23 protein-coding genes are annotated in these 23,402 nt (G+C 65.8%); 7 read left to right on the top strand and 16 right to left on the bottom strand.

The features are described 5' to 3' along the window. Positions 1-14: 14 nt before the first annotated feature. The 4 genes from ABDC78_RS26980 to ABDC78_RS26965 all read right to left on the bottom strand — a co-directional run bounded on the left by ABDC78_RS26980 (position 15) and on the right by ABDC78_RS26965 (position 5,335). Positions 15-1,097 carry a 2-oxoacid:ferredoxin oxidoreductase subunit beta gene (locus tag ABDC78_RS26980; RefSeq protein ID WP_178356920.1) on the bottom strand — a complete coding sequence of 361 codons (1,083 nt, stop codon included), beginning with the start codon at positions 1,095-1,097 and terminating at the stop codon, positions 15-17. Further along, positions 1,094-3,052 (bottom strand): 2-oxoacid:acceptor oxidoreductase subunit alpha, encoded by a 1,959-nt coding sequence (locus ABDC78_RS26975; RefSeq protein ID WP_178356921.1) that lies wholly within the window; start codon positions 3,050-3,052, stop codon positions 1,094-1,096. The genes ABDC78_RS26980 and ABDC78_RS26975 overlap by 4 nt, the downstream gene beginning before the upstream one ends. Positions 3,053-3,372: 320 nt before the next feature. Continuing rightward, entirely contained in the window at positions 3,373-4,218 is an 846-nt protein-coding gene (locus ABDC78_RS26970; protein ID WP_178357211.1) for a PfkB family carbohydrate kinase, read from the bottom strand. Positions 4,219-4,330: 112 nt separating this feature from the next. Beyond that, positions 4,331-5,335 (bottom strand): LacI family DNA-binding transcriptional regulator, encoded by a 1,005-nt coding sequence (locus ABDC78_RS26965; protein WP_178356922.1) that lies wholly within the window; start codon positions 5,333-5,335, stop codon positions 4,331-4,333. A gap of 74 nt (positions 5,336-5,409) precedes the next feature. Between ABDC78_RS26965 and ABDC78_RS26960 the strand changes: the two genes are divergently transcribed. The 4 genes from ABDC78_RS26960 to ABDC78_RS26945 are packed head-to-tail and all read left to right on the top strand — an operon-like array spanning position 5,410 to position 9,417. Beyond that, positions 5,410-6,573 (top strand): phytanoyl-CoA dioxygenase family protein, encoded by a 1,164-nt coding sequence (locus ABDC78_RS26960; RefSeq protein WP_178356923.1) that lies wholly within the window; start codon positions 5,410-5,412, stop codon positions 6,571-6,573. Then, complete coding sequence (locus tag ABDC78_RS26955; RefSeq protein ID WP_178356924.1) at positions 6,570-7,574, top strand: Gfo/Idh/MocA family oxidoreductase; 1,005 nt, start codon at positions 6,570-6,572, stop codon at positions 7,572-7,574. Before ABDC78_RS26960 ends, ABDC78_RS26955 begins: the two co-directional genes overlap by 4 nt. Next, complete coding sequence (locus ABDC78_RS26950; RefSeq protein WP_347133243.1) at positions 7,571-8,443, top strand: sugar phosphate isomerase/epimerase; 873 nt, start codon at positions 7,571-7,573, stop codon at positions 8,441-8,443. The genes ABDC78_RS26955 and ABDC78_RS26950 overlap by 4 nt, the downstream gene beginning before the upstream one ends. After that, positions 8,440-9,417, top strand: a complete 978-nt coding sequence (locus ABDC78_RS26945; protein ID WP_178356925.1) for a Gfo/Idh/MocA family oxidoreductase — start codon at positions 8,440-8,442, stop codon at positions 9,415-9,417. The genes ABDC78_RS26950 and ABDC78_RS26945 overlap by 4 nt, the downstream gene beginning before the upstream one ends. Here the strand turns inward: ABDC78_RS26945 and ABDC78_RS26940 are convergent. Next, positions 9,414-10,592 carry a LuxR C-terminal-related transcriptional regulator gene (locus ABDC78_RS26940; RefSeq protein ID WP_178356926.1) on the bottom strand — a complete coding sequence of 393 codons (1,179 nt, stop codon included), beginning with the start codon at positions 10,590-10,592 and terminating at the stop codon, positions 9,414-9,416. The genes ABDC78_RS26945 and ABDC78_RS26940 overlap by 4 nt on opposite strands. A gap of 136 nt (positions 10,593-10,728) precedes the next feature. On the opposite strand from ABDC78_RS26940, the gene ABDC78_RS26935 reads away from it, so the two are divergent. The 3 genes from ABDC78_RS26935 to ABDC78_RS26925 are packed head-to-tail and all read left to right on the top strand — an operon-like array spanning position 10,729 to position 12,565. Next, positions 10,729-11,964: a cytochrome P450 gene (locus tag ABDC78_RS26935; protein WP_178356927.1), complete on the top strand. Its 1,236-nt coding sequence runs from the start codon at positions 10,729-10,731 to the stop codon at positions 11,962-11,964. Beyond that, entirely contained in the window at positions 11,961-12,374 is a 414-nt protein-coding gene (locus ABDC78_RS26930; RefSeq protein WP_178356928.1) for a nuclear transport factor 2 family protein, read from the top strand. Before ABDC78_RS26935 ends, ABDC78_RS26930 begins: the two co-directional genes overlap by 4 nt. Then, positions 12,371-12,565 carry a (4Fe-4S)-binding protein gene (locus ABDC78_RS26925; protein ID WP_178356929.1) on the top strand — a complete coding sequence of 65 codons (195 nt, stop codon included), beginning with the start codon at positions 12,371-12,373 and terminating at the stop codon, positions 12,563-12,565. Before ABDC78_RS26930 ends, ABDC78_RS26925 begins: the two co-directional genes overlap by 4 nt. Here the strand turns inward: ABDC78_RS26925 and ABDC78_RS26920 are convergent, their stop codons facing one another. The 11 genes from ABDC78_RS26920 to ABDC78_RS26870 all read right to left on the bottom strand — a co-directional run bounded on the left by ABDC78_RS26920 (position 12,566) and on the right by ABDC78_RS26870 (position 23,398). Beyond that, positions 12,566-13,996: an MlaD family protein gene (locus tag ABDC78_RS26920; RefSeq protein WP_178356930.1), complete on the bottom strand. Its 1,431-nt coding sequence runs from the start codon at positions 13,994-13,996 to the stop codon at positions 12,566-12,568. Further along, complete coding sequence (locus ABDC78_RS26915) at positions 13,997-15,139, bottom strand: MCE family protein (RefSeq protein WP_178356931.1); 1,143 nt, start codon at positions 15,137-15,139, stop codon at positions 13,997-13,999. Further along, positions 15,136-16,410 carry an MCE family protein gene (locus ABDC78_RS26910; protein WP_178356932.1) on the bottom strand — a complete coding sequence of 425 codons (1,275 nt, stop codon included), beginning with the start codon at positions 16,408-16,410 and terminating at the stop codon, positions 15,136-15,138. Before ABDC78_RS26910 ends, ABDC78_RS26915 begins: the two co-directional genes overlap by 4 nt. Continuing rightward, positions 16,407-17,639 (bottom strand): MCE family protein, encoded by a 1,233-nt coding sequence (locus ABDC78_RS26905; RefSeq protein WP_178357213.1) that lies wholly within the window; start codon positions 17,637-17,639, stop codon positions 16,407-16,409. Before ABDC78_RS26905 ends, ABDC78_RS26910 begins: the two co-directional genes overlap by 4 nt. Further along, positions 17,636-18,664 (bottom strand): MCE family protein, encoded by a 1,029-nt coding sequence (locus ABDC78_RS26900; protein WP_178356933.1) that lies wholly within the window; start codon positions 18,662-18,664, stop codon positions 17,636-17,638. The genes ABDC78_RS26905 and ABDC78_RS26900 overlap by 4 nt, the downstream gene beginning before the upstream one ends. 31 nt (positions 18,665-18,695) lie before the next feature. Next, a complete protein-coding gene (locus tag ABDC78_RS26895; protein WP_178356934.1) occupies positions 18,696-19,967 on the bottom strand; it encodes an MCE family protein in 1,272 nt (423 codons plus the stop codon). Between the two features lies 1 nt (position 19,968). Continuing rightward, the gene (locus ABDC78_RS26890) at positions 19,969-20,823 is read right to left on the bottom strand and encodes an ABC transporter permease (RefSeq protein WP_178356935.1); all 855 of its coding nucleotides are present in this window, start codon (positions 20,821-20,823) and stop codon (positions 19,969-19,971) included. A gap of 9 nt (positions 20,824-20,832) precedes the next feature. After that, on the bottom strand, positions 20,833-21,546 hold the full coding sequence (locus tag ABDC78_RS26885) for an ABC transporter permease (RefSeq protein ID WP_178357214.1): 714 nt from the start codon (positions 21,544-21,546) through the stop codon (positions 20,833-20,835). A gap of 258 nt (positions 21,547-21,804) precedes the next feature. Further along, positions 21,805-21,942 carry a hypothetical protein gene (locus ABDC78_RS26880; protein WP_178356936.1) on the bottom strand — a complete coding sequence of 46 codons (138 nt, stop codon included), beginning with the start codon at positions 21,940-21,942 and terminating at the stop codon, positions 21,805-21,807. 95 nt (positions 21,943-22,037) lie between these two features. Further along, complete coding sequence (locus ABDC78_RS26875) at positions 22,038-22,511, bottom strand: SRPBCC family protein (protein ID WP_178356937.1); 474 nt, start codon at positions 22,509-22,511, stop codon at positions 22,038-22,040. A 62-nt stretch (positions 22,512-22,573) separates the two neighbouring features. Then, positions 22,574-23,398 carry an ATP-binding cassette domain-containing protein gene (locus ABDC78_RS26870; RefSeq protein ID WP_178356938.1) on the bottom strand — a complete coding sequence of 275 codons (825 nt, stop codon included), beginning with the start codon at positions 23,396-23,398 and terminating at the stop codon, positions 22,574-22,576. Positions 23,399-23,402: the final 4 nt, after the last annotated feature.

Genomic DNA, 23,402 nt, shown 5'->3' with positions numbered 1-23,402 from the left:
AGACGTTAGCGCAATCAGGCGACGGTCCACGTGTCCTTGCCACGAAGCAGCGACTGCAACGCATCCGTGTCGTGCGCCTTGGCTTCCCGCGCGGTGACGAGCTGTTGCCGAGCGGCGTCGTCGTACGTCGGCCTGCTCACCTGCCGGAAGATGCCCATCACCATGTGGTCGAGATTCTGCTCGGACAGCCGCGACAGCGCGAACGCATACGCCGGATCCTCGAGCTGGGCGTCATGGACGACGATCTCATCGGCCGACACGTCGGCGGTCTTGGCGACCTCGAGCCCGAATCCGGACTTGACCACGCAGTACTCGCCGTCGGCGCCGAACGTGATCGGCTCGCCGTGGCTGAGGTTGATCAGCCGCTCCTCGGCACCTTCCTTGCGCAGTGCGTCGAACGAACCGTCGTTGAAGATCGGGCAGTCCTGCATGATCTCCACGAGTGCGGCGCCGCGATGCGCGGCGGCACCCCGCAACACCTCGCTCAGACCCTTGCGGTCGGAGTCCAGAGCGCGGCCGACGAACGTCGCTTCGGCGCCCAGGGCCAACGACACCGGGTTGAACGGGTAGTCCAGCGATCCCATCGGGGTGGACTTGGTGACCTTGCCGACCTCGGACGTGGGTGAATACTGCCCCTTGGTCAGGCCGTAGATCCGGTTGTTGAACAGCAGGATCGTCAGGTTGATGTTGCGTCGCAGCGCGTGGATCAGGTGGTTGCCACCGATCGACAGTGCGTCGCCGTCACCGGTGACCACCCATACGGACAGGTCCTCACGCGCCAGAGCGAGGCCGGTCGCGATGGTCGGCGCGCGACCGTGAATGGAGTGGAAGCCGTAGGTCTCCAGGTAGTACGGGAACCGGCTCGAGCAGCCGATGCCGCTGACGAAGGCGATGTTCTCGCGACGCAGCCCCAGTTCCGGCAGAAAGTTGCGGATGGTGTTGAGGATGACGTAGTCACCGCACCCCGGGCACCAACGGACCTCCTGGTCGCTGGTGAAGTCCTTCGACTTCTGCGGCTGGTCCGTCGTCGGAACCAGGCTGGTCTTGGTCAGCCCAGCCGGGCTCAGACCCAGATCGCTTCCTATCAGGTCAGTCATGCGCTCGCTCCCACAGCATTGTCGTCGATGGTGGCCGCGGCCAACCGGGCGAACTTGGCCTTCTCGAGTTCCTTCTCGCCCAGTGTTCCGTCCAGCGCGGAATCGATGATGCTCTCCACTTCGTCGGCCAGGAACGCCATGCCCTCCACCTTGGTCACCGACTGGATGTCGACGAGGAACTTCCCGCGCAGCAACAGAGCCAGCTGGCCGAGGTTCATCTCGGGCAGGACCACGGTGGAGTACTTGTTCAGCACCTCGCCCAGATTAGCCGGGAACGGATTGAGATTGCGTAGCTGCGCGTGGGCGACATTGATGCCCTTGCGGCGCGCCCGCCGGCAGGCCTCGCCGATGGGGCCGTAACTGCTGCCCCAGCCGATCAGCAGAAGTTCGGCCTCACCGCTGGGGTCGTCGACCTCGAGGTCGGGCACCGCGATGCCCTGCACCTTCTCCTGGCGCAAGCGGACCATCAGGTCGTGGTTCTTGGGCTCGTAGGAGATGTTGCCCGAGCCGTTGGCGGCTTCGAGCCCACCGATGCGGTGCTCAAGACCCGGGGTGCCCGGGATTGCGAACTGGCGGGCCAGGGTCTCGGGGTCGCGGGCGTACGGTGCGAACGGTTCGCCGGACTTGGCGAAGGTGTGATTGATCGCCGGATACGAGCTCACGTCGGGGATCTGCCACGGCTCGGAGCCGTTGGCGATGGCGCCGTCGGACAGGATGACCACCGGTGTGTGGTACTTGATCGCAATACGCGCGGCCTCGACGGCGACGTCGAAGCAGTCCGAGGGCGATCGTGGGGCAATCACCGCAACCGGAGATTCGCCGTTGCGTCCGTACAACACCTGCAGCAGGTCGGCCTGCTCGGTCTTGGTGGGCAGACCGGTCGACGGCCCGCCGCGCTGCACGTCGATGACGATGAGCGGCAACTCGGTCATCACGGCGAGACCGATCGCCTCCGACTTCAGCGAGATGCCGGGCCCCGATGTACTGGTGATCCCCAGCGAGCCGCCGTAGGACGCGCCGATCGCAGCGCCGATGCCGGCGATCTCGTCTTCGGCCTGGAAGGTCAACACGTTGAAGTGCTTGTACTTCGACAGCTCGTGGAGGATGTCGGATGCCGGCGTGATCGGGTAGGTGCCGAGGACCAGCTGGATGTCACCGAGATGCCCCGCGGCCACCAGTCCGTAGGACAGAGCGGTGTTACCGGAGATCTGCCGGTATTCACCGGTCTTGAGCTTCGCCGGCGCCACCTCGTAGGTGGTGGCGAACGCCTCGGTGGTCTCGCCGTAGTTCCAGCCGGCCTTCAGCGCGAGCACGTTCGCCTCGGCGACATCGGGCTTGCGGGCGAACTTCTCCCGGATGAACACTTCACTGTGCTCGAGCTCGCGGCCGTACATCCACGACAGCAGGCCGAGCGCGAACATGTTCTTGGCGCGCTGGCCGTCTTTCTTGGTCGCACCGATCGCCTCGACCGCACCGAGGGTCAGCGTCGTCATCGCGACCGCCTGCACGACGTAGTCGGACAGCTCGTCGCCCTCCAGCGGGTTGGCGTCGTAGCCGACCTTCGCGAGGTTGCGCTTGGTGAACTCGTCGGAGTTGGCGATGATCAGGCCGCCGGGGGGCAGATCGGAGACGTTGGCCTTGAGTGCGGCGGGGTTCATCGCCACGAGAACGTCGGGCCGGTCGCCCGCGGTCAGGATGTCAAAATCGGCGATCTGGATCTGGAAGGACGAGACGCCAGGCAGCGTGCCCTGTGGCGCCCGGATCTCGGCGGGGTAATTCGGTTGCGTGGCAAGGTCATTGCCGAAAAGCGCGGCTTCGGTGGTGAACCGGTCACCCGTGAGCTGCATGCCGTCTCCGGAGTCCCCGGCGAATCGGATGACAACCTTTTCGAGCTTCTGCCGCGGGGCGGATTCCGTCGCGGCGCTGTCGCCATTGACTGTGCCGTTTTGACCCACGACCCTGCCTTTCAGATCTAGTCACGCCGCGCCGTTTCCGCTCGCAGTTCGGAGATGCGAGAGCACGGCGGGCCATCGAACCGAGTTCCACCCAATGTTTCTGTCACTGGGAGTACCGATTATTGCACTTCTCTTAGGCTGACCTGACCGGGACGCTGCGGTTACCAGCAGGTAAAGAAGGACCAAAAGGCGAGTTCAGGCGCGCGCAGCCCGGCTACGTAAGACAAATTTGTGGTTTTCGTCACGTTTTGGAGAATGCCATTCTCTAAGACTCGGGTTACTCGTCAGTAGCTGGCAGCTAGCACCCGAGGAGACCCCTGCTACCTACCCGGAGCCAGGTCGGCCGAGAGTGGCTCCGGTCGGACCTGGCGTCGCTTCTCGAGTTCTCCGGCGACGAGCTCACTCGCCAGTTCGGCTGCCTGCCGTGGATCGGCGCCCGCCGCGCGGCCGGCCACGTAACAGGCCGTGAACATGTCCCCGGCGCCGGTGGTCTGCACATCGAGCACGCGCCACGCGGCGGGAACGCGGGTGATGCCGGCCTCGGTGTAGATGTGGCAGCCCTCCGAGCCGTAGGTCACCACGATCTCCGGCACGCCGAGTCGCTCGGCCACCGCCGCGTCGAAGGGTCCGTCCGCGACGACGACCGCTTCGTCCTCCGCCAGCTTCAGAACATCGAGGTGGGTCAACAGGTCGGCCGGGAAGTGACGGTCCTCGACCAGCGGTCCCAGTCGATCGGCTCGAACCAGCCCCTGCCCGTCGTAGGCGATGTGATGGCCGCGGGCGGACAGCAGGGCCAGCGTCTCCGCCGGGAAGTCGGTGCGCAGCAGCGGCGCCAGGTGCACCCAGGTGGTCTGCGGATCGGCGGCCTCGACGTCGGCCGCACTCCAGGATGGGCCGATCGCGTCCACTGACATGTGGCGATGGTCGACGTCGTCGTAGTCCAGGCGGAACGCACTCGTGGCGTTCGAGGGCAGAACACGGACGATGTCACCGAAGCGTTCGAGCAGCGCATCGAACAGTGCGTGGTCCTGCTCGGCGCCCATGGCCACGATCCGACCGGCACCTCCGGACGCTTCCAGCGCCACGCCGGCGAACGACGCGCAGCCGCCGGGGCTCCTGGGCGCACCGTTGATCACATCGATGGCCAGGTTGCCCAGCACGGTCACACCCTCGACGAACACTTGTGGCACCGATCGTTTCCTGGTCTACGTCGGCGCGTTTTCGACACCGTTGGGGCGAAATGGTATCCGGCATCGCCGGGTTTCGACGATTCACCGCTCAGACGGGCACGTTGAAGGGGGTGACGACCTGGATGGGAGCCGGCCGGGCGGGCTCCACCGGAAGCGCGCCGCGCTCCTGGAGGATCAGCCTCAACGCGAGCCGGGCGTCGGCGCGAAGATCGTTGTGCAGCACCACCGAGATGCGGCCCTCCCGGAGCAGCCGCCGGTTGTCGGCGTCGAGGTCATGGGCTATGAACACTCTGCACGGGCGACCCAGTTTCTCGAACGCGGCGACAGTGGCCACGTTCCCGCCGCCGACGGAGTAGACCGCCTCCACCGCGGGGTGGCGCTCGAGGGCGTCGAGCACCAGGCGCTCGTTGGTCGCGTCGATCCCGTCGCTGCCACTGACCTCGACGACGGCGCGGCCCGAACTGCGCAGCGCCGACCGGAAACCGACTTCACGCTCGCCCTCACCACGGAACACCGTGCGGCTGAGGGTGATCAGCACGTCGGACGGTGCCCGCCCCAGCCACTGGTCCACCAGATAGGCAGCCGTCACGCCGGCGCCATGGTTGTCGATGCCGACATAGCCGCAGCGCGAGCTCGTCGGCACGTCGGTCGCGTACGTCACGACCGGGACGCCGGCTTCGGTGAGGCGGTCGACCGCGTCGGCCACCTCGGGCTGATCCTGTGCCTTGAGCACCACCCCGTGGCTGCCCCGGATCCGGCTGAGTGCCTCGACCATCTGCTCGGTCGAGCCGGACTCCCACAGATGGAACCGGGCCCGCAGCATCGCCGGGGCGAACGCGGGCAGTTCGGCTTCGACCGCGGCGCGGAACGCGTCGGAGAACCGCTGCGGGGTCTGCATGACGATGTCGATGAGATAGCGACGCCCGTTCAGGCGCAGTTGGGCGCGCTGTTTGTCCAGGTCGGCGATCGCCTGATTCACCTCGGCGACAGTGTTCTCCCGCACCCCGGGCCGGTGGTGCAGCACCCGATCGACGGTCGCTTCGCTCAGACCCGCCTGCTGGGCGATCTCACGAACCTTGTAGCGGTGCGACATGCCGAACTTCCTGAGGTGTTTTTGATGGATTGATGCGGTTGATTGCGGCCTCGATCACAGCAAGACTAACTGCCATGGCCGCACCTGTGAACACCGCATCGTCGCCGTGGATCAGCGAGTCCGACTGCGATCTCGATCAGTTCCGCGCTCAAGCCGAATGCGACACCGACCTCGCCGACTATCCCCTCGCCGAGGGCGTTCGCAGCAACGTTCTTGTCTACTCCGCGCAATCCGCGGCACGCGCAGATCGGCGCGCGCTGCAGTCCGAACTGATCCACGCACTCGCCGACGGTCCCGGTGTCGTGGTCTTCACCGAAGCGTTCGACGCCGACATCGTCGACCGTGCCAGCGCAGCGTTCTTCGCGATCATCGAGGCGCAGCGCGAAGCCGGGGTGGCCGCCGGCGACCACTTCGGCAAGCCCGGCGCCAACGACCGGATCTGGAACGCCGCCCAGAAACTGGCCCTGCACGACCCGCAGGTGTTCGCCGACTACTACGCCAACGACACGCTCGCCGTGGTCTGCCAGGCCTGGCTCGGCCCGCGCTACCAGGTGACCTCACAGGTAAATGTCGTCAATCCCGGTGGCAAAGCACAAGTTCCGCATCGGGACTATCACCTCGGCTTCGTCCCCGACGAGCACCTCGCCTCCTACCCCGCGCATCTTCACCGGACATCTCCGGTGCTGACGCTTCAGGGCGCGGTGGCCCACTGCGACATGCCGACCGAGACCGGCCCGACGATGCTGCTGCCGCACTCCCAGCGTTTCGCCGGCGGGTATGTCGCCTTCAACCGTCCCGAGTTCGTCGACTACTTCGCCGACCACCACGTCCAGTTGCCGTTGAGCAAGGGTGACGCCGTGTTCTTCAACCCGGCGCTCTATCACGGTGCGGGCTCCAACGTCTCGTCCGACATCCGTCGCATCGCGAACCTGATGCAGATCTCGTCGCCGTTCGGGCGGGCGATGGAGGCGCTGGACCGCACGGCGATGGTGCGGGCGGTCTATCCGGCGCTGCGCGCCATGGCGGCCGCCGGCCGGCCGCACCGCGACCTCGAGAACGTGGTGGTCGCCACCGCCGAGGGCTACGCATTCCCCACCAACCTGGACAGCGATCAGCCGATCGGCAGCCTGGTACCGCCCAGTCAGGTGGACATCGTGCTCGACGCACTGACCAACAGGCTCACTGATGAAGACCTCGACATCGCACTTCGCGATCAGAACGAACGGAGAAACCCATGACCACTCTCGGCCTCATCGGGCTCGGGCGGATCGGTGCCTTCCACACCGAGACGCTGAGCAACATGCCGGAACTGTCCGGCCTGGTGATCACCGACGAACGCCTGGATGTCGTCAAGGAGGTGGCGGCGAAATACGGTGCCACACCGGTTGACTCGGTGGAGAAGCTGCTGTCCTCGGGCATCGACGGGGTGGTGGTCGCGGCGGCCACACCGGCGCACGCGGAGCTGACCCTGGCCGCCGTCGAGCGCGGCCTGCCCACGTTCTGTGAGAAGCCGATCGCATCAACCGCAGCCGAAAGTGCCCGGGTGGCTGACATCATCGCTCGCTCAGGCGTTCCGGTCCAGGTGGGGTACCAACGCCGGTACGACACGGCGTTCGCGGCCGTCAAGCGCGCCGTCGACGGCGGCTCGCTGGGCGCGTTGCACACGGTGCGCAGCACCACGATGGACCCGGCACCCCCGCCGATGGACTACATCAAGGGCTCCGGCGGCATCTTCCGCGACTGCGCGGTTCATGATTTCGACGTGCTGCGCTGGGTCACCGGACAGGAGGCCGTCGAGGTCTATGCGACGGGCAGCGTGCAGGGCGATCCGTTGTTCACCGAGTACGGCGATGTCGACACCGCTGCCATCGTGGTGCGCTTCGACGGCGGTGCGCTCGGCGTGGTGTCGGCCGCGCGCTACAACGGCCGCGGCTACGACTGCCGGTTGGAGGTACACGGGTTCGACGACACCGTCGTCGCCGGCTGGGATCAGGGCGTTCCGGTGCGCAACGGCGATCCCGCGAATGATTTCCCGAGCGGCCAGCCCCACCACTTCTTCATGGACCGGTTCACCGAGGCGTTCCGCACCGAGCTGAGTGAGTTCGTGAAAGTCGTTGAGGGCGGCCCAGTTCGAGGCGCGACCGTTGCCGATGCGGTCGAGGTCGCGTGGATGGCGGAGGCTGCCACGGAATCCCTGCGCCGGGGTGTCCCGGTGCGCATCGAGGAGGTAAAAAAGTGAAGTTCGCAGGTGCACCGATCTCGTGGGGCGTATGCGAGGTGCCGGGCTGGGGCCATCAGTTGCCGCCGGAACTGGTGCTCGCCGAGATGCGCGACGTCGGCCTGTCAGCCACCGAAACGGGCCCGCAGGGATTCCTGCCGTCGGAGCCCGAAGAGATGACCGCACTGCTGGATTCCTACGGGTTGAGCTGTGTCGGATCGTTCGTGCCGACGGTCCTGCACGACGCCGCGCACGATCCGGCCACCGACATCGCTGGGCCACTGGACGCGTTGGTGGCGGGCCGCGCCGACGTCCTGGTACTCGCCGCAGCGACCGGGTCGGAGGGATACGACTCGCGCCCGACGCTCGACGACGCCCAGTGGTCGACCCTGCTCGGCAACCTGGACCGGCTCTCCGAGATCGCCGCCGAGCGCGGCATTCTCGCCGTGCTGCATCCACACGTCGGCACGATGGTGGAGAATCACACCGAGGTGCAGCGCGTGCTGGACGGCTCGTCGATCCAGCTGTGCCTGGACACCGGGCATCTGCTGATCGGCGGGACGGACCCGGTCCAGTTGGCGCGCGATGTGCCGAGCAGGATCGCCCACGCCCACCTCAAGGATGTCGACGCCGCGATGGCCGCGCGGGTGCAGGCCGGCGAGATGACGTACACCGAAGCCGTTCGGGCGGGGATCTACACACCGCTGGGCAGCGGTGATGTGGACATCGCCGGCCTGGTTACGGCGTTGCGCACCAACGGTTACGACGGCTGGTTCGTCATGGAGCAGGACACCATCCTCGATGGTGAACCCACAGACGAGGGTCCCATCCGCGATGTCCGCGCCAGTGTGGCGTTCCTGCAGGACGTGTGCCGCACGGTAGGAGTGTGAGCGAGCGCCTGCGGATCGGGGTGCTCGGCGCCTCCCGCATCGCCGAGTCCGCGATCGTCGTCCCCGCCCGGGAACTGGGCCACCGACTGGTTGCGGTGGCGGCCCGTGACCCGCAGCGCGCCACCGTGTTCGCCGAGAAGTACGGCGTGGAACGAGTGCTTTCGTCGTATCAGGACGTGGTGAGCGACCCGGAAGTCGACGTCGTCTACAACCCGTTGGCCAACTCGCTGCACGCGCCGTGGAACCTCGCCGCGGTGGCGGCGGGCAAACCGGTGTTGACCGAGAAACCGTTCGCGCGCGACCGCGACGAGGCGCAGCGTGTTGCGGACGCGGCTGATTCCGCCGGCGTGACGGTGATGGAGGGATTTCACTATCTCTTCCATCCCGTCACCCGACGTTGCCTCGAGTTGGCCGACGACGGCACCCTGGGCGAACTCAGGCGCATCGAGGTCCGAATGGGTATGCCCGCACCACAGCCCGACGACCCGCGGTGGTCACTGGAGCTGGCCGGCGGCGCCCTGATGGATCTCGGATGTTACGGACTGCATCTCCTGCGCCGGTTCGGGACGCCGACCATCGTGCGGGCAACGGCCGGGCATCGCGACCCGACCGATGTCGACGTGGATGCCTGGTGCGACGTCGATGTCGAGTTCGACTCCGGCGTGACGGGGTTGTCCACCAACTCGATGGTCGCCGGCGAGCACTTCTTCACCCTGAAGGTGATCGGCACCCGCGGAGATGCCTTCGCGCACAACTTCATCAAACCGGCGGAGGACGACAGGATCACCATCCGCACGGACACCGGAACGACGGTCGAGCACCTCGGTCGACGCGCGAGTTACACCTATCAGCTCGAAGCGTTTGCCGCCCATGTCCTGCACGGCGCACCGCTGCCGCTGAACAATGCCGATGCGGTCGCGAACATGGCCCTCATCGACGATGCCTACCGCGCAGCGGGGATGAGTCCGCGCTAGCTCTTGGCCGGGACACTGGCCAATCGCACGTAGGCCGACGCGGCCTCGGCCCGGTTGGTGGCGTTCAGCTTTCGCAGAACTCGCTTGACATGGGATTTCACTGTGCCCGCGGAGATCACGAGTTCGTCGGCGATTTGTTGGTTCGTGCGGCCGGCAGCCATCAGTCGGAGCACTTCGACCTCGCGGCGCGTGAGAATAGACAGCACGCGGGTCTGGACCTCCGCCAACGACTGAGCGGCCGGACTGCGTTCGACCGGTTCGATCTTGCGTAGATCCAGATCGGCGTCCTGCAGCGCGCGCACGGCTTCATCGGCGAAGTTCAACGCGCGCCGGACCTCGGCGTGCTGACGGCGGGTCCTCTCCAGCAGGACCGTGCGTTCGTAGGCGTAGCCGAATCCTTCTGCGAACGCCCACACCGTGTCCCGGTCGATCTCGTCGACCAGGCGGCCCGAGTAGAGCCGGTCGGCGTGTAGGAACCCGATCACCTTTCCCGTCGGCATCACGGGCGCGGCCACATAGGAGTGCGTCATCGAGAAGTCGACGATGGGACGGTTCACGCGCGGGTCGTTGCGGGCATCACGCACGATCGCGGGGGCATGGCGGCGGATCATCTCCGTCTCGAGCAGCATGTGGTTCAGTGGCGGCGCCACCGACTGCGCGAAGGCCACCATCTTCTCCGCACCGTCACTGTCATCACCGAAGTACGCCGACTCCATCATCATCCGGCCTTCGTGCACGCGGAACAGCACGGCGCGGTCGAAGCCGCACGACTCGACCAGTTCGCGCGGCGCGCGGTCGACGATCGTCGCCACGTCGTCGACGACCCGCAGCTTGCTGAGCGCTTCCTGCACCTGCAGTAGCGCGAACGTGCGCCGGCGGGCACCGTCCTCGATCAGTTCGCGCTCCAGCGAGGCCAGGTCGAGCACCGCCTCGAGCGCGTTGAGCGCGTGCTCGTCGCCCAGTTCCTCGAGCGCATTACGCACCACGGTCGCCTTCGCGTCGACCGCCTCGGCCACCACCGTCCTCGGATCGTCGATCGGGCCGACGTCCGAGCTCTCGAACGTCTCGCGATAACGGCGGGCCGCGTGGGATTCGGTCACTTCACGCGATGCCCAACCGGGGTGATCCCCCTCGGCCAGATCGGCGACGGAGGGGGTCTCGGAGATGCCGTTCACCCCATCGACTGTCCTCCGACCGGCGTGCGGTTGCGGTGGGTTTGGGCGACAAGACCACAATTGGCCTCGTACGGGGGCATGAGTCCTCTCCTACGGGGGATCGTTTTGCCGCCTGTGCTGACAGAGGCTGAAGACCATGTCATCCACCACTGTCTCGGCTCTGGATCTGCTGTCCACCGCGCAGGGCATCGCCAACCCGTACCCGCTGTACGAGCAACTACGGCCGCTGTCACCCGTGGCGGGCTATCGCGACTGGCCGCCGGGAACGGTGCCCGGTGCCGATGAGGCCGTCACGGCGTGGGCGCTCTTCCGATACGACCAGATCTTCGAGGCAGCCCGGGACACCGCGACGTTCTCCTCACGCGATCCGCTCCAGGAGGCCTCGTCGGCGCCGAGCCTGATGCTCGTCAACACCGACCCGCCGAAACACGAGGTGGAGCGGAAGCTGGTGAGCCAGGCGTTCTCGCCGCGACGGGTCAAGCGCCTCGAGGGATGGCTCGGCGAGCTGGTACCCCGGCTACTCGACGATCTGGGTGACGGTGACGTCGAGGTGATGGAGTTCGCCGCCGAGATTCCCACCCGCGCGATGGTGCGTCTGCTCGGACTGCCCGACGGTGACCACGTGCGGTTCAAGCAGTGGGCGAACGCGTTCATGCTCTCGTCGTCGCTGACACCGGAAGAACGCATGGCCAGCAACGAGGAGATGGTGACAACGTTCGCGACCCGGCTTGCCGAGCACACCGCCCAGCTGGCCGAACGCCCGCCGACCGGCGACGTCGACGATGCCCAGGATCTCATTTCGGCGCTGCTGCGCGCGGAGATCGACGGTCAACGGCTCACCCCGGAGGAGATCGTCCGGTTCTGCGTCACGCTGGTGGTCGCCGGCAGCGAGACCACGACGTTCCTGATCGGCAACCTGCTGCACGCGATGGCACGACGACCTGAGATCACCGCGCGGTTGCGCGCCGACCGAACGTTGGTGAACGTGTTCGTCGAGGAAGCGATGCGGGTGGACGGACCGCCACAGCGGCTGTTTCGCATCGCCACCCGCGACGTCGAGGTCGGCGGCAAGATGATCCGCAAGGGCGAGTGGGTGGCGCTGTTCTTCGGTTCCGCCAATCGTGACCCCGAGGTGTTCGCCGACCCCGATGTGCTCGACATCGACCGGCCCAACATCCGCCAGCAGCTGTCGATGGGGCACGGCCTGCACTTCTGCCTCGGCGCCTCCCTGGCGCGCCTGGAAGTCGTGGCCGTGGTCAACGCGGTTCTCGACCGGTATCAGACGATCGCGCTGACCGACGATCCGGGCACCAAGCAGACGGCCAGCCTGCTGACCCACGCGTTCGTCCGTCTCCCCCTGCACCTGTCATGACCGCGTCGGTCACTGAGTCGCGCAATATCGAAGCGACGAAGGCGATTTACGCCGCGGTGCCGGCGGGTGACCTCCCGGCTGCGCTCGATCTGATGGACCCCGACGTGCGCATCACCTACTACGGCGTCGACGCGATCCCCTACGCGGGTGACTATCGCGGCATCGACGAAGCCGTGGCGTTCTTCACAAAGGTGGGTGAAACGATCGCCATCACCGAGATGGAGGCGTGGAAGTTCATCGCACAGGGTGACGACCTGGCGGCCTGGGGCCGCCAGCGGTTCCGCCGACTTGCCACGGGTTTCGAGTGGGAATCGGAGTTCGCACACATCATCACGCTGCGTGACGGTCGCTGGCTTCACTTCCGGGACTTCATGAACTCCGCGCTCACGCTGCAGGCGTTCACCCGTTGAGGATCGCCGGTGATCGGGAGATCTGCATGGCCGCAGGCGTTTGTGTGATGACCGCCGATGTGGTCTTCGACCAGGACGAGGACGGCATCGTGGTGCTCCTCGCCGAGCAGGTGCCGCATCAGAGTGAGAACATCGCCCGCAACGCGGTGAGGATGTGCCCGTCCGGTGCGCTTCAGATACTCGCTGACTGATCAGCTCCCCGGCGGTAGCAGCATCGTCTGCCATGTCTGGTTCCCTGCAGTGCCGGGGACCAGGTCTGCCTGGATGTAGGGCCGACCGTCGGGCCCGATGTACCCACCGGTCGCCGGGTCGTACGCGGCCGCAGGCAGCGCAGGACCCGACCCGGTTCCCGGCGGAAGCTGCGGAACCGGCTGCCCCGACGCCGTCGCGTTCGGATCACCCTTCCAGTTGTACCCGTCGTTGAGCGGCACATAGGTCTCGTCGCTCTCGCACATCGCCGCCGTGGGAGCGCGCTTCCCCGGCCGCGTTGCACACGGGATGTTGTGTGCTCCACGGACATTGAGTGACGAATCCTGCGGTACCCGGCAGTACAGGTCGCCAGCAGGACGTTCGGGCGCATCCTCGAACACCGCCGAACGTTGCTGCTGCGCAGGCAGAAAGCCGGTGGTGCACGGCGGCGGCAGGTTGATGTTCAGGTTGAAGCTGAGGTATTGGCCCCGGTAATCCTGTTTGGTGTCGACGTTGGCCACCAGCCCGGCCTGAGCAGCCGACACGACGGCCGGGAACAGCACGAGAAGCTGTTCGATGTTGTCGTGGTAGGTCACCGCCACCTCCCCCACGCTGACCAGGTTGGCCAGCATGAGGGGCAGCGTCGGCGTGATCCGGTCGACGAGTTGGCGCACCGAATCTGCTGTCGCGCCGCCGTCGTCGATGACCCGGGCTACGGTCTGGTCCTGCTCCTGAAGCTGTGTGGTCACCGTGGCCACCTGCGAGGCCCAGGCCTGGATCGCTTCCGAGGTGCGGGTCTGCGAATCCAGAACGGGCTGCGCCTGGTCGATCAAGGTGATCAGCGGGTCGAGGTGCTCGCGTGCCTCGATGGCGAGATCGGTGGAACTGTCGACGATCCGGGACAGTTCCGAGCCGAGCCCACCGACCGCCGTGTAAGACTCGTCGATGACGACCTTCAGATTGTCCCGCGGTATCGCCCTGAGTCCGGCGTTCGCGTCGGCGAGCAGCGTGTTGACGTTGGGCGGCACCGACGTGTCCGCGAGTGTGATGACGTCGCCGTCGCGCAGTGGCCGGGCATCGCCGTTGCGCGGCAACAGCGCAACGTACTGCTCACCGATCGCCGACTGGCTGTGCACCTCGGCCTGCAGGTCGGACGGAACGTCGATACCGGACTTCAGCGACAGCACGGCCTCCACGCCCACCGGGGTCAAACGCACCGCTTCGACCCGTCCCACCTCGGTACCGCGGTAGGTCACATTGCCGCCGCTGTAGAGACCGCCTGTTTGGGCCAGCTGCATCGTGACCGTGTACCGGCCGACACCGAAGAGCTTGGCGGGCAGCTTCATGAAGTGCAGCGCCATCACGCTCATCGCGACCACAGCGACGATCGTGAACAGCACGAGCTGGATCTGCATTCGCCTGTCGAGTCGCATCTAGGGCCCCTGATCCCAGCGGTAGGCAACGGTCAACGGATTGGCGCGGGTGTAGGGGCTGGGGAACTGCCCGATGGTGCGGCCCCATTGCAGTTCGAGCTCGGTCAGATCGCCTTCCCAGCGAGTTCCGGTGAACATGCCCGCATCGATCCGGCTGAGTGTGAGGTCGGCGATCGCGGTCAGGTTGGCGTAGTCACCGCGCTGCCACTTCTCGATCGTCTCGTTCGGGAACGGAAAGGTCAGGATGTAGGAGAGCGCCCGGGTCATGCTGGGACCGGCGTCGGCCAGTTCCGTCAACACCGGGCCGATGTCCTCGAGTTCCCTAACCAGGTTGTCCTTCGTCTTGTTGACGGTGTCAACGGTCAGCGCGCTGAATGTGCCGAATCGGTCGGCGGTGTCGATGAGATCGTCTCGCTCACCGTTGAGCACGGCCAGCGCGTCGGGAATGGTGTCCAGTGCGTGGTCGAGCACCGGTCGCTGCGCGGCGAACTGCCCGACCAGATCGTCGAGACTCTCGGTGGCGGCGATGATGTCGCCGGTTTGGCCGCTGACGTTGCGCGTGAAGGTCTCCAACTGGCCGACCAGGCTGCGCACGTCCTGCTCCCGGCCGCGGAACGCGGTCGAGAACGCCTCGGTGATGTCCTGCACGTGGCCGAGTCCGCCTCCGTTGAGGACCATCGACAGCGCCGCCAGGGTCTGTTCAGTGCTCGGGAACGCGCCGCCACTCGACAGCGGGATCAGCGACCCGTCACGCAGACGCCCGTGCGGCGCAACACCCGTCGGTGGCGACAACTCGATGTGCAGGGACCCCAGCAGACTGGTCAAACCGATTGTCACCATGGAGTTCTCGGGCAGGACCACATCGCCGTTGAGCCGCATGGTCAACAGTGCGTGCCAGCCCTGGCGCTCGATCCCGGTCACCGTGCCGACGTCCACGTCGGCGACCCGGACCCGAGAATTCGGCTGGATGTTGTTCACGTCGGGAAGCTGCGCCCGAATCACGAACGACCCGGGCCCACCGCCCTGCGTGCCGGGCATCGGCAGCGAGTTCAGACCCTGCCAGCCGGCGCAACCGGCGGACGCCATCACCACAGCGACCGTCACAGACGCAACGACGATGCGACGCCAGCACGCGCGGTTCATGAGCCCTCTCCGTCGGCGGGCACCATCATCCCGTGCAGGCCGGAGTCGGGATCGGTCGCTTCTGCGGGCAGCAGTTCGGCAGGAGCAGCGGGCGGTACAGGATCGGGGCGCATCCAATCCTCGCTGTAGGTGACCTCGTTGGGCCTGGCCTGCGCCCCGACGAGCAGGTTCTCCCCGATCGGCGGCAAGTTGTACTGCCGGTTCTTGACGATGGGTGCCAGATACTGCGCACACAGTTTCGCCGACTGCTCGGCGCCGTGCCGCGACGCCGCCTGGATCGCTCCGCAGATGAAGCTGACGGGGTTCGCGAAGTTGTTCACCGCCAGCGCACCCGTCAGCGATCCGTTGGCCGGCTCGAAGATGTTGTGGAAGTTCGCCACCGTGCCGGGAGCGATGTGCAGTGTCTGCTTGAGATCGTCGAGGCTGTCGACCAACACCGTGCTGATGGACGCCAGCTTGTCGGTCGTGGTGCCGATCGCCTCCCTGTTGTCGTCTGCGAACATCTTGACGTCGCCGATCACCCCGGCCAGATCCTGCACTGTGCGCGCGACCCTCTGCGGATCGTCGGCCACGAGCGACGTCACCGCTGCCATGTTCTGATTGAGCTGTTCGAGGAGGTCGGCACTGTCGTGGAGCGCAGAGACCAGGGTCGACAAATTGCGGAAGGTGACGAAGATGTCGTCGCTGTGATCACCGAGAGTCGTCAGCGCCTGGGACAGCTTGACGACCGTCTCACGGATGTTCGCGCCCTGGCCGCGGAGATTGTCGGCGGCGCTGTTGATGAACGAGCCGAGGGTGCTGACTCCGCCGGGTTCGGTCGGCTCGAGAAGTTTGGTCAAGCGCTGCAACTGAACTCGGACGTCGTCCCATTCGACCGGAACCGCGGTCCGCTCCTGCCCGACGACCGTACCTGTCTGCATGACCGGCCCCTCGGTGTAGGCCGGTGTCAGCTGGATGGCCCGACCTGTCACCAACTGGGGAGACAGGATCACCGCTTTGGCGTCGGCCGGGACGGGGTAGCGGTGATCCACCCAGAAGGTGATCCTGGCACGGGTGGGTTCCGGCTCGATCCTGTCGACACGGCCCACGGGCACCCCGAGGATCCGCACGTCGTCACCGGCGAAGATGCCATTGCTGTTCTCAAAATAGGCTGTCACCCAGGTTCTTTCGACCATGTCTGCGGATCTGGCGGCGACCACCACCCCGGCGGCCAGGGTCAGCACCAACACCGCAGCCAACGCCTTGCGCGCTTGCCGCAGCCTCCCCCTCATCGCTGTCCCACCGGTTCGAGCGCGGGTGGCCCCGGCGGCGGTCCGCCAGGTGGCGGCGCGGGCAGTGGTTCGAGGTACGGGTAACGCCCATCAACCGGGTTGCCGGTGATGGCGTCGGGAAGGTGCAGCCTGGGCTCACCGCCCTGGCCCGTGCGCGGGTAGGGCACCGGCAGTGCCGGCGTACCGGGCTGACCGGTCTGGGGGTCGGTCAGCTGCGACGGCGGTAACACGCTCGGGTCCAGCCCGAGATCGGAGAAGGCGGCGTCGACGAACGGCTGCACGAACTGGCCGGGCAGCAGGTTCGCCACATAGGCCTTGAAAAACGGCCCGGAGGACAGCGACTCCCCCAGCGACATCGCGTATTTGTTGAGCAGTGTGATCGCCTCCTGAAGGCGTTCCTTGCGGTTGTCGACGATGGTCAGCACCCCGTTGAGTTTGTCCAGCGCCGGCCGCAGCTGCTCGCGGTTCTCGGCGATGAACGCCTTGAGCTGTTGTGCCGCAGCGGAAATATTGGTCCAGATGCGGCTGACTGCATCACTTTGGGTGCGCAGCTGCGCAAGCAGCGCGTTGGTGTCGGAGATGAGCCGGGCCACCTGATCGCTGCGGTGCGCCAGGACTCCCGTCGCCTTGGCTGCGTTGTCGAGCAGGCTGCGTAACTCGGTGTCTCGTTTGTTGAGTGTCTGGGCGAATCGCGCAATTCCCTGGACCGCATCGCTGAGCTCCTCAGGGGTGTGGGCGAACGCCTCCGACACCGTCGACAGAGAGTCCGACAGTTGGTCGGTGTCGAGTCCACTGATCGTCTCGGCCAGATCGCCGAGGGCGTCGGGCAATTGGTAGGGCGACACCGTCCGGTTCATCGGGATGGGCCCCTCGAGGCGGCCGCCGCCCTGCGGCACGACGGCGAGCATCTTGGTTCCCAGCAGACTCTTCGTCTTGATGCCGGCGTGCGTCGCCTCACCCATGGCGATGTTCTTGTCGACGGTAAAGCGCACCAGCACCGCGGCACCGTCGAGCTCGATGCCCGACACCCTGCCCGCCGGATAGCCGGAAACCTCGACCGTCGCACCGGTGAAGAGCCCTCCAGCATCGGCAAAGTAGGCGGAGTACGTATTGACCTGGTTGACCACGGGCAGGTTCTGGTACTGCAGCGCTCCCACCACCGCCAGGGAAACGACTGCGGCACCGACGATCCCGATCACCAACGGGTTGCGCTCGGCGAAGGATTTCATCTCGGTGCGCACCGCCCCGAGTCCTGCCCGGCGATCTTCACATACACCGGCTGGCCGCCCTTCCCGTTGACCTTCAACACGAGCTCGCAGAGGTAGAAGCTGAAGAAGTCGCCGTACATGCCCTGGCGCCCGAGCGCCCGATATTTGTCCGGCAAGGTGTTGAACAGTCTGTCGAGATACTCGTGGTCAGCCACGGCGATCGCGGCAGAGCGGTCGGTCTGCTGCACCACAGTGGAGAACGGCCGACGAGACTGGGCCAACAGGTCGGCCAGCGATCCCGCGGCGGCATCGATGTAGGCCACGCTGTGGGAGATGTCGACGCGGCGTTCCGCGAGCCCGTGCACCAGTTCCGACAGCGACACCACCGCGATGTCGAGGCGATCGGTTTGGCTACCCAGCGATCCGAGCACCACGCTGAGGTTGTCCACGACCTGTCCGATCAGATCGTCCCGATCGGCCAGGGTGTTGGTCACTATCGCCGCCTGTTCGAGAAAAGACCCGATCGTGGCACCCTGACCCTCGAGTGCCGAGATCAGCTGGCCGCTCAGAGCATTGACCTGACCGGGGTCCAGCGCCCGGAACAACGGCTTGAAGCCGCCGATCACCGAATCCAGATCGAGAGCGGGGTGCGTTCGTGTCACCGGGATGGTCCCACCGGATGGCAGGGCCGGGAGTCCTCCGGGCCCCTCCTCGAGCGCCAGATACCGGCCGCCGATGACGTTGTCGTATCGGACCGCCGCACGCGTGCCATCGGTGACCATGACCGAATCGTCGGCGGAAAACTCCACGCGGACCGTCGAGTCGGGATTGAACGAGATGTCCTGGATAATGCCCACCTCGACCCCCGCGATCCGTACCAGGTCATCGCCCTTGAGCCCGGAGACGTTCGTGAACTCGGCGAAATAGCTTTTGCCGCTACCGAATCGAAACTGGGCGAAGACTGTGAGCAGCGCAAAGGTGGCCAACGCGCACACTGTCAGAAACACCGACAGGCGCCACGCCGCGCCCTTGAAGTCGTCCTTCACGGTATCTCCTCCTGAACTCGGTGCAGTCGCGTCACGGGGCGGGCGCTGACGGGGTGGGCGCCGGGCCCGGCGCAGGCCCGGGCAGGCACTGCCTGATGCTCGGCGGCTCGGGATTGGCGCGTGTCACCGGTAGGTAATTGGCCCAACACGGATGGCCGATACCAGGATTCGGCCGGATGTCCAATCCCGTACCCCAGCCGGTGTTGGTGATGAGCTGGCGAACCGGGAAGTTCTTGGTGGCGTCGGGCAGCGAACCACACCCGGGTCGGCCCCCCGGTCCGCCCTTCGCGGCTATGACGGGCAGATTCTCCGGGTATTTGTATGCGTCGTTGCCGAAGAGCAGGCCGACATCGAGTTGGATGGACCGGCCGTTGCCCCCGCCCCAGGCGTCGTACCCGCCGTTGTCGAGAAACCACGTCGCCCCTTGCAGGAAGCAGGTGTACACCGGGCTGTACTTGTGGAGCAGGCTGGTCGTCGGTTGCAGCGCCCCGACCAAGCCGACGAGACTGTCCTTGCTGGAACCGAGGAGTTCGGTGCCGGCCCTCGACATACCAATGGTGTTGAGCAGCAGGGCGTCCAGCCCGGCGGCATGATCCACAACGGTCGTGCTGGTCGTGCTTGCTCCATCCAGGATCGTGACGATGTCGGAGGCGACCGCGGCGTAGGTGTCGTTGAAGCTCTTGAAAGACCGCCAGTCCTGACGGATGGTTTCGTTGCGCTCGTTGAGCGCGGTCAGGACCACGTTCAGATCAGTGGTCGCCTGCCCCATCTTCTCGCCGCGGCCGCGTACGCCTTCCGCTACGGCGCTGAGCACCGCGTTGAGTTTCGCCGGATCAACCATCTTCAGGAAATCGGACAGGTTCTCGAAGATCGTGTTGACCTCGGTGCTGATGTTGATGGAGCGCAACACCGCACCGGCGGCAAGTCTTTCCGTGCTCGGGTCGGCCGGGTACACCAGGTCGACAAACTTTGCCCCGAAGGCGGTCGTAGCCTGGATCTGGGCCTGCACATTGGCCGGGATGAACTGGATCTGGTCGGGGTAGATATCCAGTTCCAGGCTGGCCCCGGCGTCCGCGCCACCGATGGCGCGGACCCGACCGACCTCGACACCGCGCAATTTGACCTTCGCTCCGGTCTCCATCACCAACCCGGAGCGCTCTGACGTCAAAGTCACTGGTACGTAGGAGCGGAATGTCCCGTTGTAGATTCCGGTGGTGACGAGGAGGAACGCCGCGATAATCACGAGCAGAATCGCGGTCCACCAAGCGTTGTGGAGGCGGGGCCCTCCCGCACGGGGCTGCACGCTAACCCGCCAGGTTGAAGTTGCCGGACTGGCCGTAGACCGCCAGCGAGATCATCACGATCTCCACTGCGGCAACAACCATCGAGGTACGCACCGCGCGACCGACTGCCTCCCCGACACCTGCCGGTCCGCCGGAGGCGGTGAAACCGTAGTACGTGTGCACCAGCATGATGACCACCGTCATCGCCACACACTGGAAGAAGGACCAGATGAGGTCGGTGGGGCTGAGGAAGGTCCCGAAATAGTGATCGTAGACACCGGCACCTTGTCCGTAGATCACCGTGGTGCCGAATCGGGCTGCGAGGAAAGCCATCATCACCGCGACGCAGTACAGCGGGATCACCACGATCACTCCCGCCAGCACGCGGGTGGCGGCAAGGTAGGTGACGCTGCGGATGCCGATCACCTCGAGTGCGTCGATCTCCTCGTTGATCCGCATGGCACCCAGCTGAGCAGTCGCCGCAGCGCCGATCGTGGCGGACAGCGCCACCGACGTGGTGCCCGGGACGATCAGCCGCACGTTGAAGAAGGCGGAGGCGAATCCGGTGAGCGCCTCGAATCCCACCGACGCCAGCTGGTTGTATCCCTGCACCGCAACAAGAGCGCCTGTCGTCATGGTCAGGAAGCCGACGATCGCCACGGTGCCGCCGACCACGACCAGCGCTCCACTGCCGAGCCCCATTTGAGCGATCAGCCGCAACAACTCGGTGCGGTAATGAACGACCGCGTCCGGAATCGCTGCCACCGTCTCGGCGTAGAAACGCACCTGCCCACCGATGCGGTTCCAGCCCGCGGCGAAGTCGTCAACTGCATGGTGGAGTCGACCGAGTGGCTTGCTCGGGACGCCGGCGCTCATCTGATCACCTCAGGACACCGTGAACTGGATACCGACCGCCGTCACGATGACGTTGATCGCGAACAGCACCATGAAGGTGAACACCACGGTCTCGTTGACGGCGTTGCCGACTCCTGCGGGGCCACCCCCGACATAAACCCCCTTGTAGCAGGCGATCAGGCCTGCAGCCAAGCCGAAAAGGGTTGCCTTGATCAGTGAGACGATCACGTCTCCGGCTCCGGTGAGCAGCGTCAGGCCCGAGATGAACGCTCCTGCAGACACATTCTGGATGTAGACGCAGAAGAAGAACGCGCCGGCGAGCCCGACGATGATCACCGATGCGGACAATGCGAGAGCAACGGTGGTGGCCGCGAGGACGCGCGGCACCACCAACGCCTGCACCGGATTGATGCCCATCACTCTCAGCGCGTCGAGTTCGTCACGGATGGTGCGGGCGCCCAGGTCTGCGCACATCGCGGTGGCGCCGGCCCCGGAAACCACCAGCACCGTGACGATCGGTCCGATCTGATTGACGGTGCCGATTGCGGCGCCGGTTCCCGAAAAGTCGGACGCACCAAACTCATTGAGCAGGATGTTGAAGGTGAATACCAGCAGCACTGAATAGGGCATGGTCAGCATCAGCGCGGGGAGTACGGAGACTCGCGCGACGAACCACGTCTGGATGACGTACTCGCGCCACGCGAATGGCCGTTGGAACATCAGCACGAAGGTATCCAGCGACATCGCGAAGAAACCGCCGAGTGCCCGGAAGGGTTTTGCTGCCGTCAGCACACGAACGCCCCGATCGCGTCGGCGCGGGGGCCGCAACGCTGCGCACACCTGGCGTGGGACGGCATGATGTGAACGCTATCGATCGACCGCATCCCTAGCTGCTTCCAGAAAGGGGTATATGCGTCTCCCGTACGAGGCACAGCGAACCTATCGGTGCACTTCAGGCACCATCTGCTGCGTTCTCGGGTGGTGAAGCTCCGCGGCTAGGGGCTACCCGCGGCGGATGCTGACCCGGCGCTCGTGCCAGCGCAGCCGCAACAACAGCAGGCCGCGGTGGGCGCGCCACCCCGCCGACAGCGGGTCACGCCAGGCGGGCATGACCGCGTGTGATTCGAGATCACTGTCCATGACCACCATTGTGCAGCGAAGATCGGCGATCGGCCCGTCGACGTGAACAGCGACACCATGTCGAGACCGTGAACGTTGCGTGAGCGAGATGTCGCCTAGTGCTTGACGTACCGGTCAACCAGGGAGGTCAGCGTCGATTCGATGCCCTTGGCGTTCTGCTTCTGCATCCCCAGCAGCTCGATCATGAACGGCAGCTTCGCCGTCGAGTAGTCGAATGTCTCGGTCACCTTCGTCGTGCCCGGGCTGACCTCGGCCAACTCCCAGCGCCAGCGGTGTCCGAGGGGGTGCTGCCACTCCACGACCCGATTCTCCTCGATCGTCGTGGCGGTCGAGGTGATCTTGTACGGCAACCCGTACTGCGTCATCCCCACCGTGAACTTGTCGCCCTCGCTGAGCCGATGCGGACCCTTGACCTCGATGTCCCGCACGGTGCCCGATCCGTCGATGTCGGAATGGCGGTGCGGATCGACGACCATCGCGAAGATCTCTGCGACCGGCGCCCCCACCTGCACGCTGCGGCTGACGGTGCGCGGGCCGGCATCTTCTGTCTTCAGAGTTGACGTAGTCATGGCGGGGCTATACCCGAGGACCCCGCCGACCAATCGGTCGACGGGGTCCTCGGGCGCGCTTGTCAGTTCTTCGCGGATCGCAACTCGTGCGACAGCGCCTCGAGCTCGTCGCCTCCGGCCATCTGCTGTGTCAGATGCTCCAAGGTGATCTCGTCATATGTGCAGTCCAGCTTCTGCCGGCCACGATTGAGCAGGACGAAGTGATCACCCACCATGTGCGCATGGTGTGGGTTGTGCGTGATGAACACCACGCCGAAGCCAGCTTCCTTGGCCGCAGTGATGTACTTCAGCACCACACCGGACTGCTTGACACCCAGCGCGGCAGTCGGCTCGTCGAGGATCAGCACCCGCGCCCCGAAGAACACTGCGCGCGCGATCGCCACACACTGCTTCTGGCCGCCTGACAACGAGCCGATGGGCACATCGACGTCGGGCAGTTCGATGCCCATCTTCGCCAGCTCGGTCAGGGTGGTGGCGCGCATCGCATTGGCATCAAGGGAGAACGGGAACGACTTCTTCCGCAGTTCCTGGCCGAGGAAGAAGTTCCGCCACACCGGCATCAGCGGCACGACCGCCAGGTTCTGGTACACCGTCGCGATGCCCTTGTCGAGCGCATCGGCCGGCGAACCGAAGGTGGTCGCCTCGCCGTCGACGAGCAACTCCCCCTCGGTCTGCTGGTGCAACCCCGAGATGATCTTGATCAGCGTCGACTTCCCCGCTCCGTTGTCACCGAGGATGCCCGTCACCTCACCGGCGTGCACCCGAAGGCAGATGTCCTTGAGCGCGGTGATGTTGCCGTAGGACTTGCCGACGTTCTTCAGCTCGACCAACGGCACCTTGCCGCCCGAAGGTGCGTCGCTGCTTGGCCTTTCGACTGTTGCGGTCATCGGG

Source organism: Mycobacterium sp. DL, from assembly GCF_039729195.1.
GTDB classification, from domain to species: Bacteria; Actinomycetota; Actinomycetes; order Mycobacteriales; family Mycobacteriaceae; genus Mycobacterium; species Mycobacterium hippocampi_A.
The sequence above is the reverse complement of the archived record's forward strand: the minus strand, read 5'-3'. Positions and strand labels throughout refer to the sequence as shown.

Coding starts and splice junctions, on each gene's coding strand:
- ABDC78_RS26915 (WP_178356931.1), bottom strand. CDS start 15,139: ATGAACCGCGCGTGCTGGCGTCGCATCGTCGTTGCGTCTGTGACGGTC.
- ABDC78_RS26890 (WP_178356935.1), bottom strand. CDS start 20,823: ATGAGCGCCGGCGTCCCGAGCAAGCCACTCGGTCGACTCCACCATGCA.
- ABDC78_RS26965 (WP_178356922.1), bottom strand. CDS start 5,335: ATGTCGCACCGCTACAAGGTTCGTGAGATCGCCCAGCAGGCGGGTCTG.
- ABDC78_RS26920 (WP_178356930.1), bottom strand. CDS start 13,996: ATGCGACTCGACAGGCGAATGCAGATCCAGCTCGTGCTGTTCACGATC.
- ABDC78_RS26930 (WP_178356928.1), top strand. CDS start 11,961: ATGACCGCGTCGGTCACTGAGTCGCGCAATATCGAAGCGACGAAGGCG.
- ABDC78_RS26875 (WP_178356937.1), bottom strand. CDS start 22,511: ATGACTACGTCAACTCTGAAGACAGAAGATGCCGGCCCGCGCACCGTC.
- ABDC78_RS26960 (WP_178356923.1), top strand. CDS start 5,410: ATGGCCGCACCTGTGAACACCGCATCGTCGCCGTGGATCAGCGAGTCC.
- ABDC78_RS26935 (WP_178356927.1), top strand. CDS start 10,729: ATGTCATCCACCACTGTCTCGGCTCTGGATCTGCTGTCCACCGCGCAG.
- ABDC78_RS26870 (WP_178356938.1), bottom strand. CDS start 23,398: ATGACCGCAACAGTCGAAAGGCCAAGCAGCGACGCACCTTCGGGCGGC.
- ABDC78_RS26910 (WP_178356932.1), bottom strand. CDS start 16,410: ATGAGGGGGAGGCTGCGGCAAGCGCGCAAGGCGTTGGCTGCGGTGTTG.
- ABDC78_RS26955 (WP_178356924.1), top strand. CDS start 6,570: ATGACCACTCTCGGCCTCATCGGGCTCGGGCGGATCGGTGCCTTCCAC.
- ABDC78_RS26885 (WP_178357214.1), bottom strand. CDS start 21,546: ATGTCGCTGGATACCTTCGTGCTGATGTTCCAACGGCCATTCGCGTGG.
- ABDC78_RS26905 (WP_178357213.1), bottom strand. CDS start 17,639: ATGAAATCCTTCGCCGAGCGCAACCCGTTGGTGATCGGGATCGTCGGT.
- ABDC78_RS26980 (WP_178356920.1), bottom strand. CDS start 1,097: ATGACTGACCTGATAGGAAGCGATCTGGGTCTGAGCCCGGCTGGGCTG.
- ABDC78_RS26880 (WP_178356936.1), bottom strand. CDS start 21,942: ATGGACAGTGATCTCGAATCACACGCGGTCATGCCCGCCTGGCGTGAC.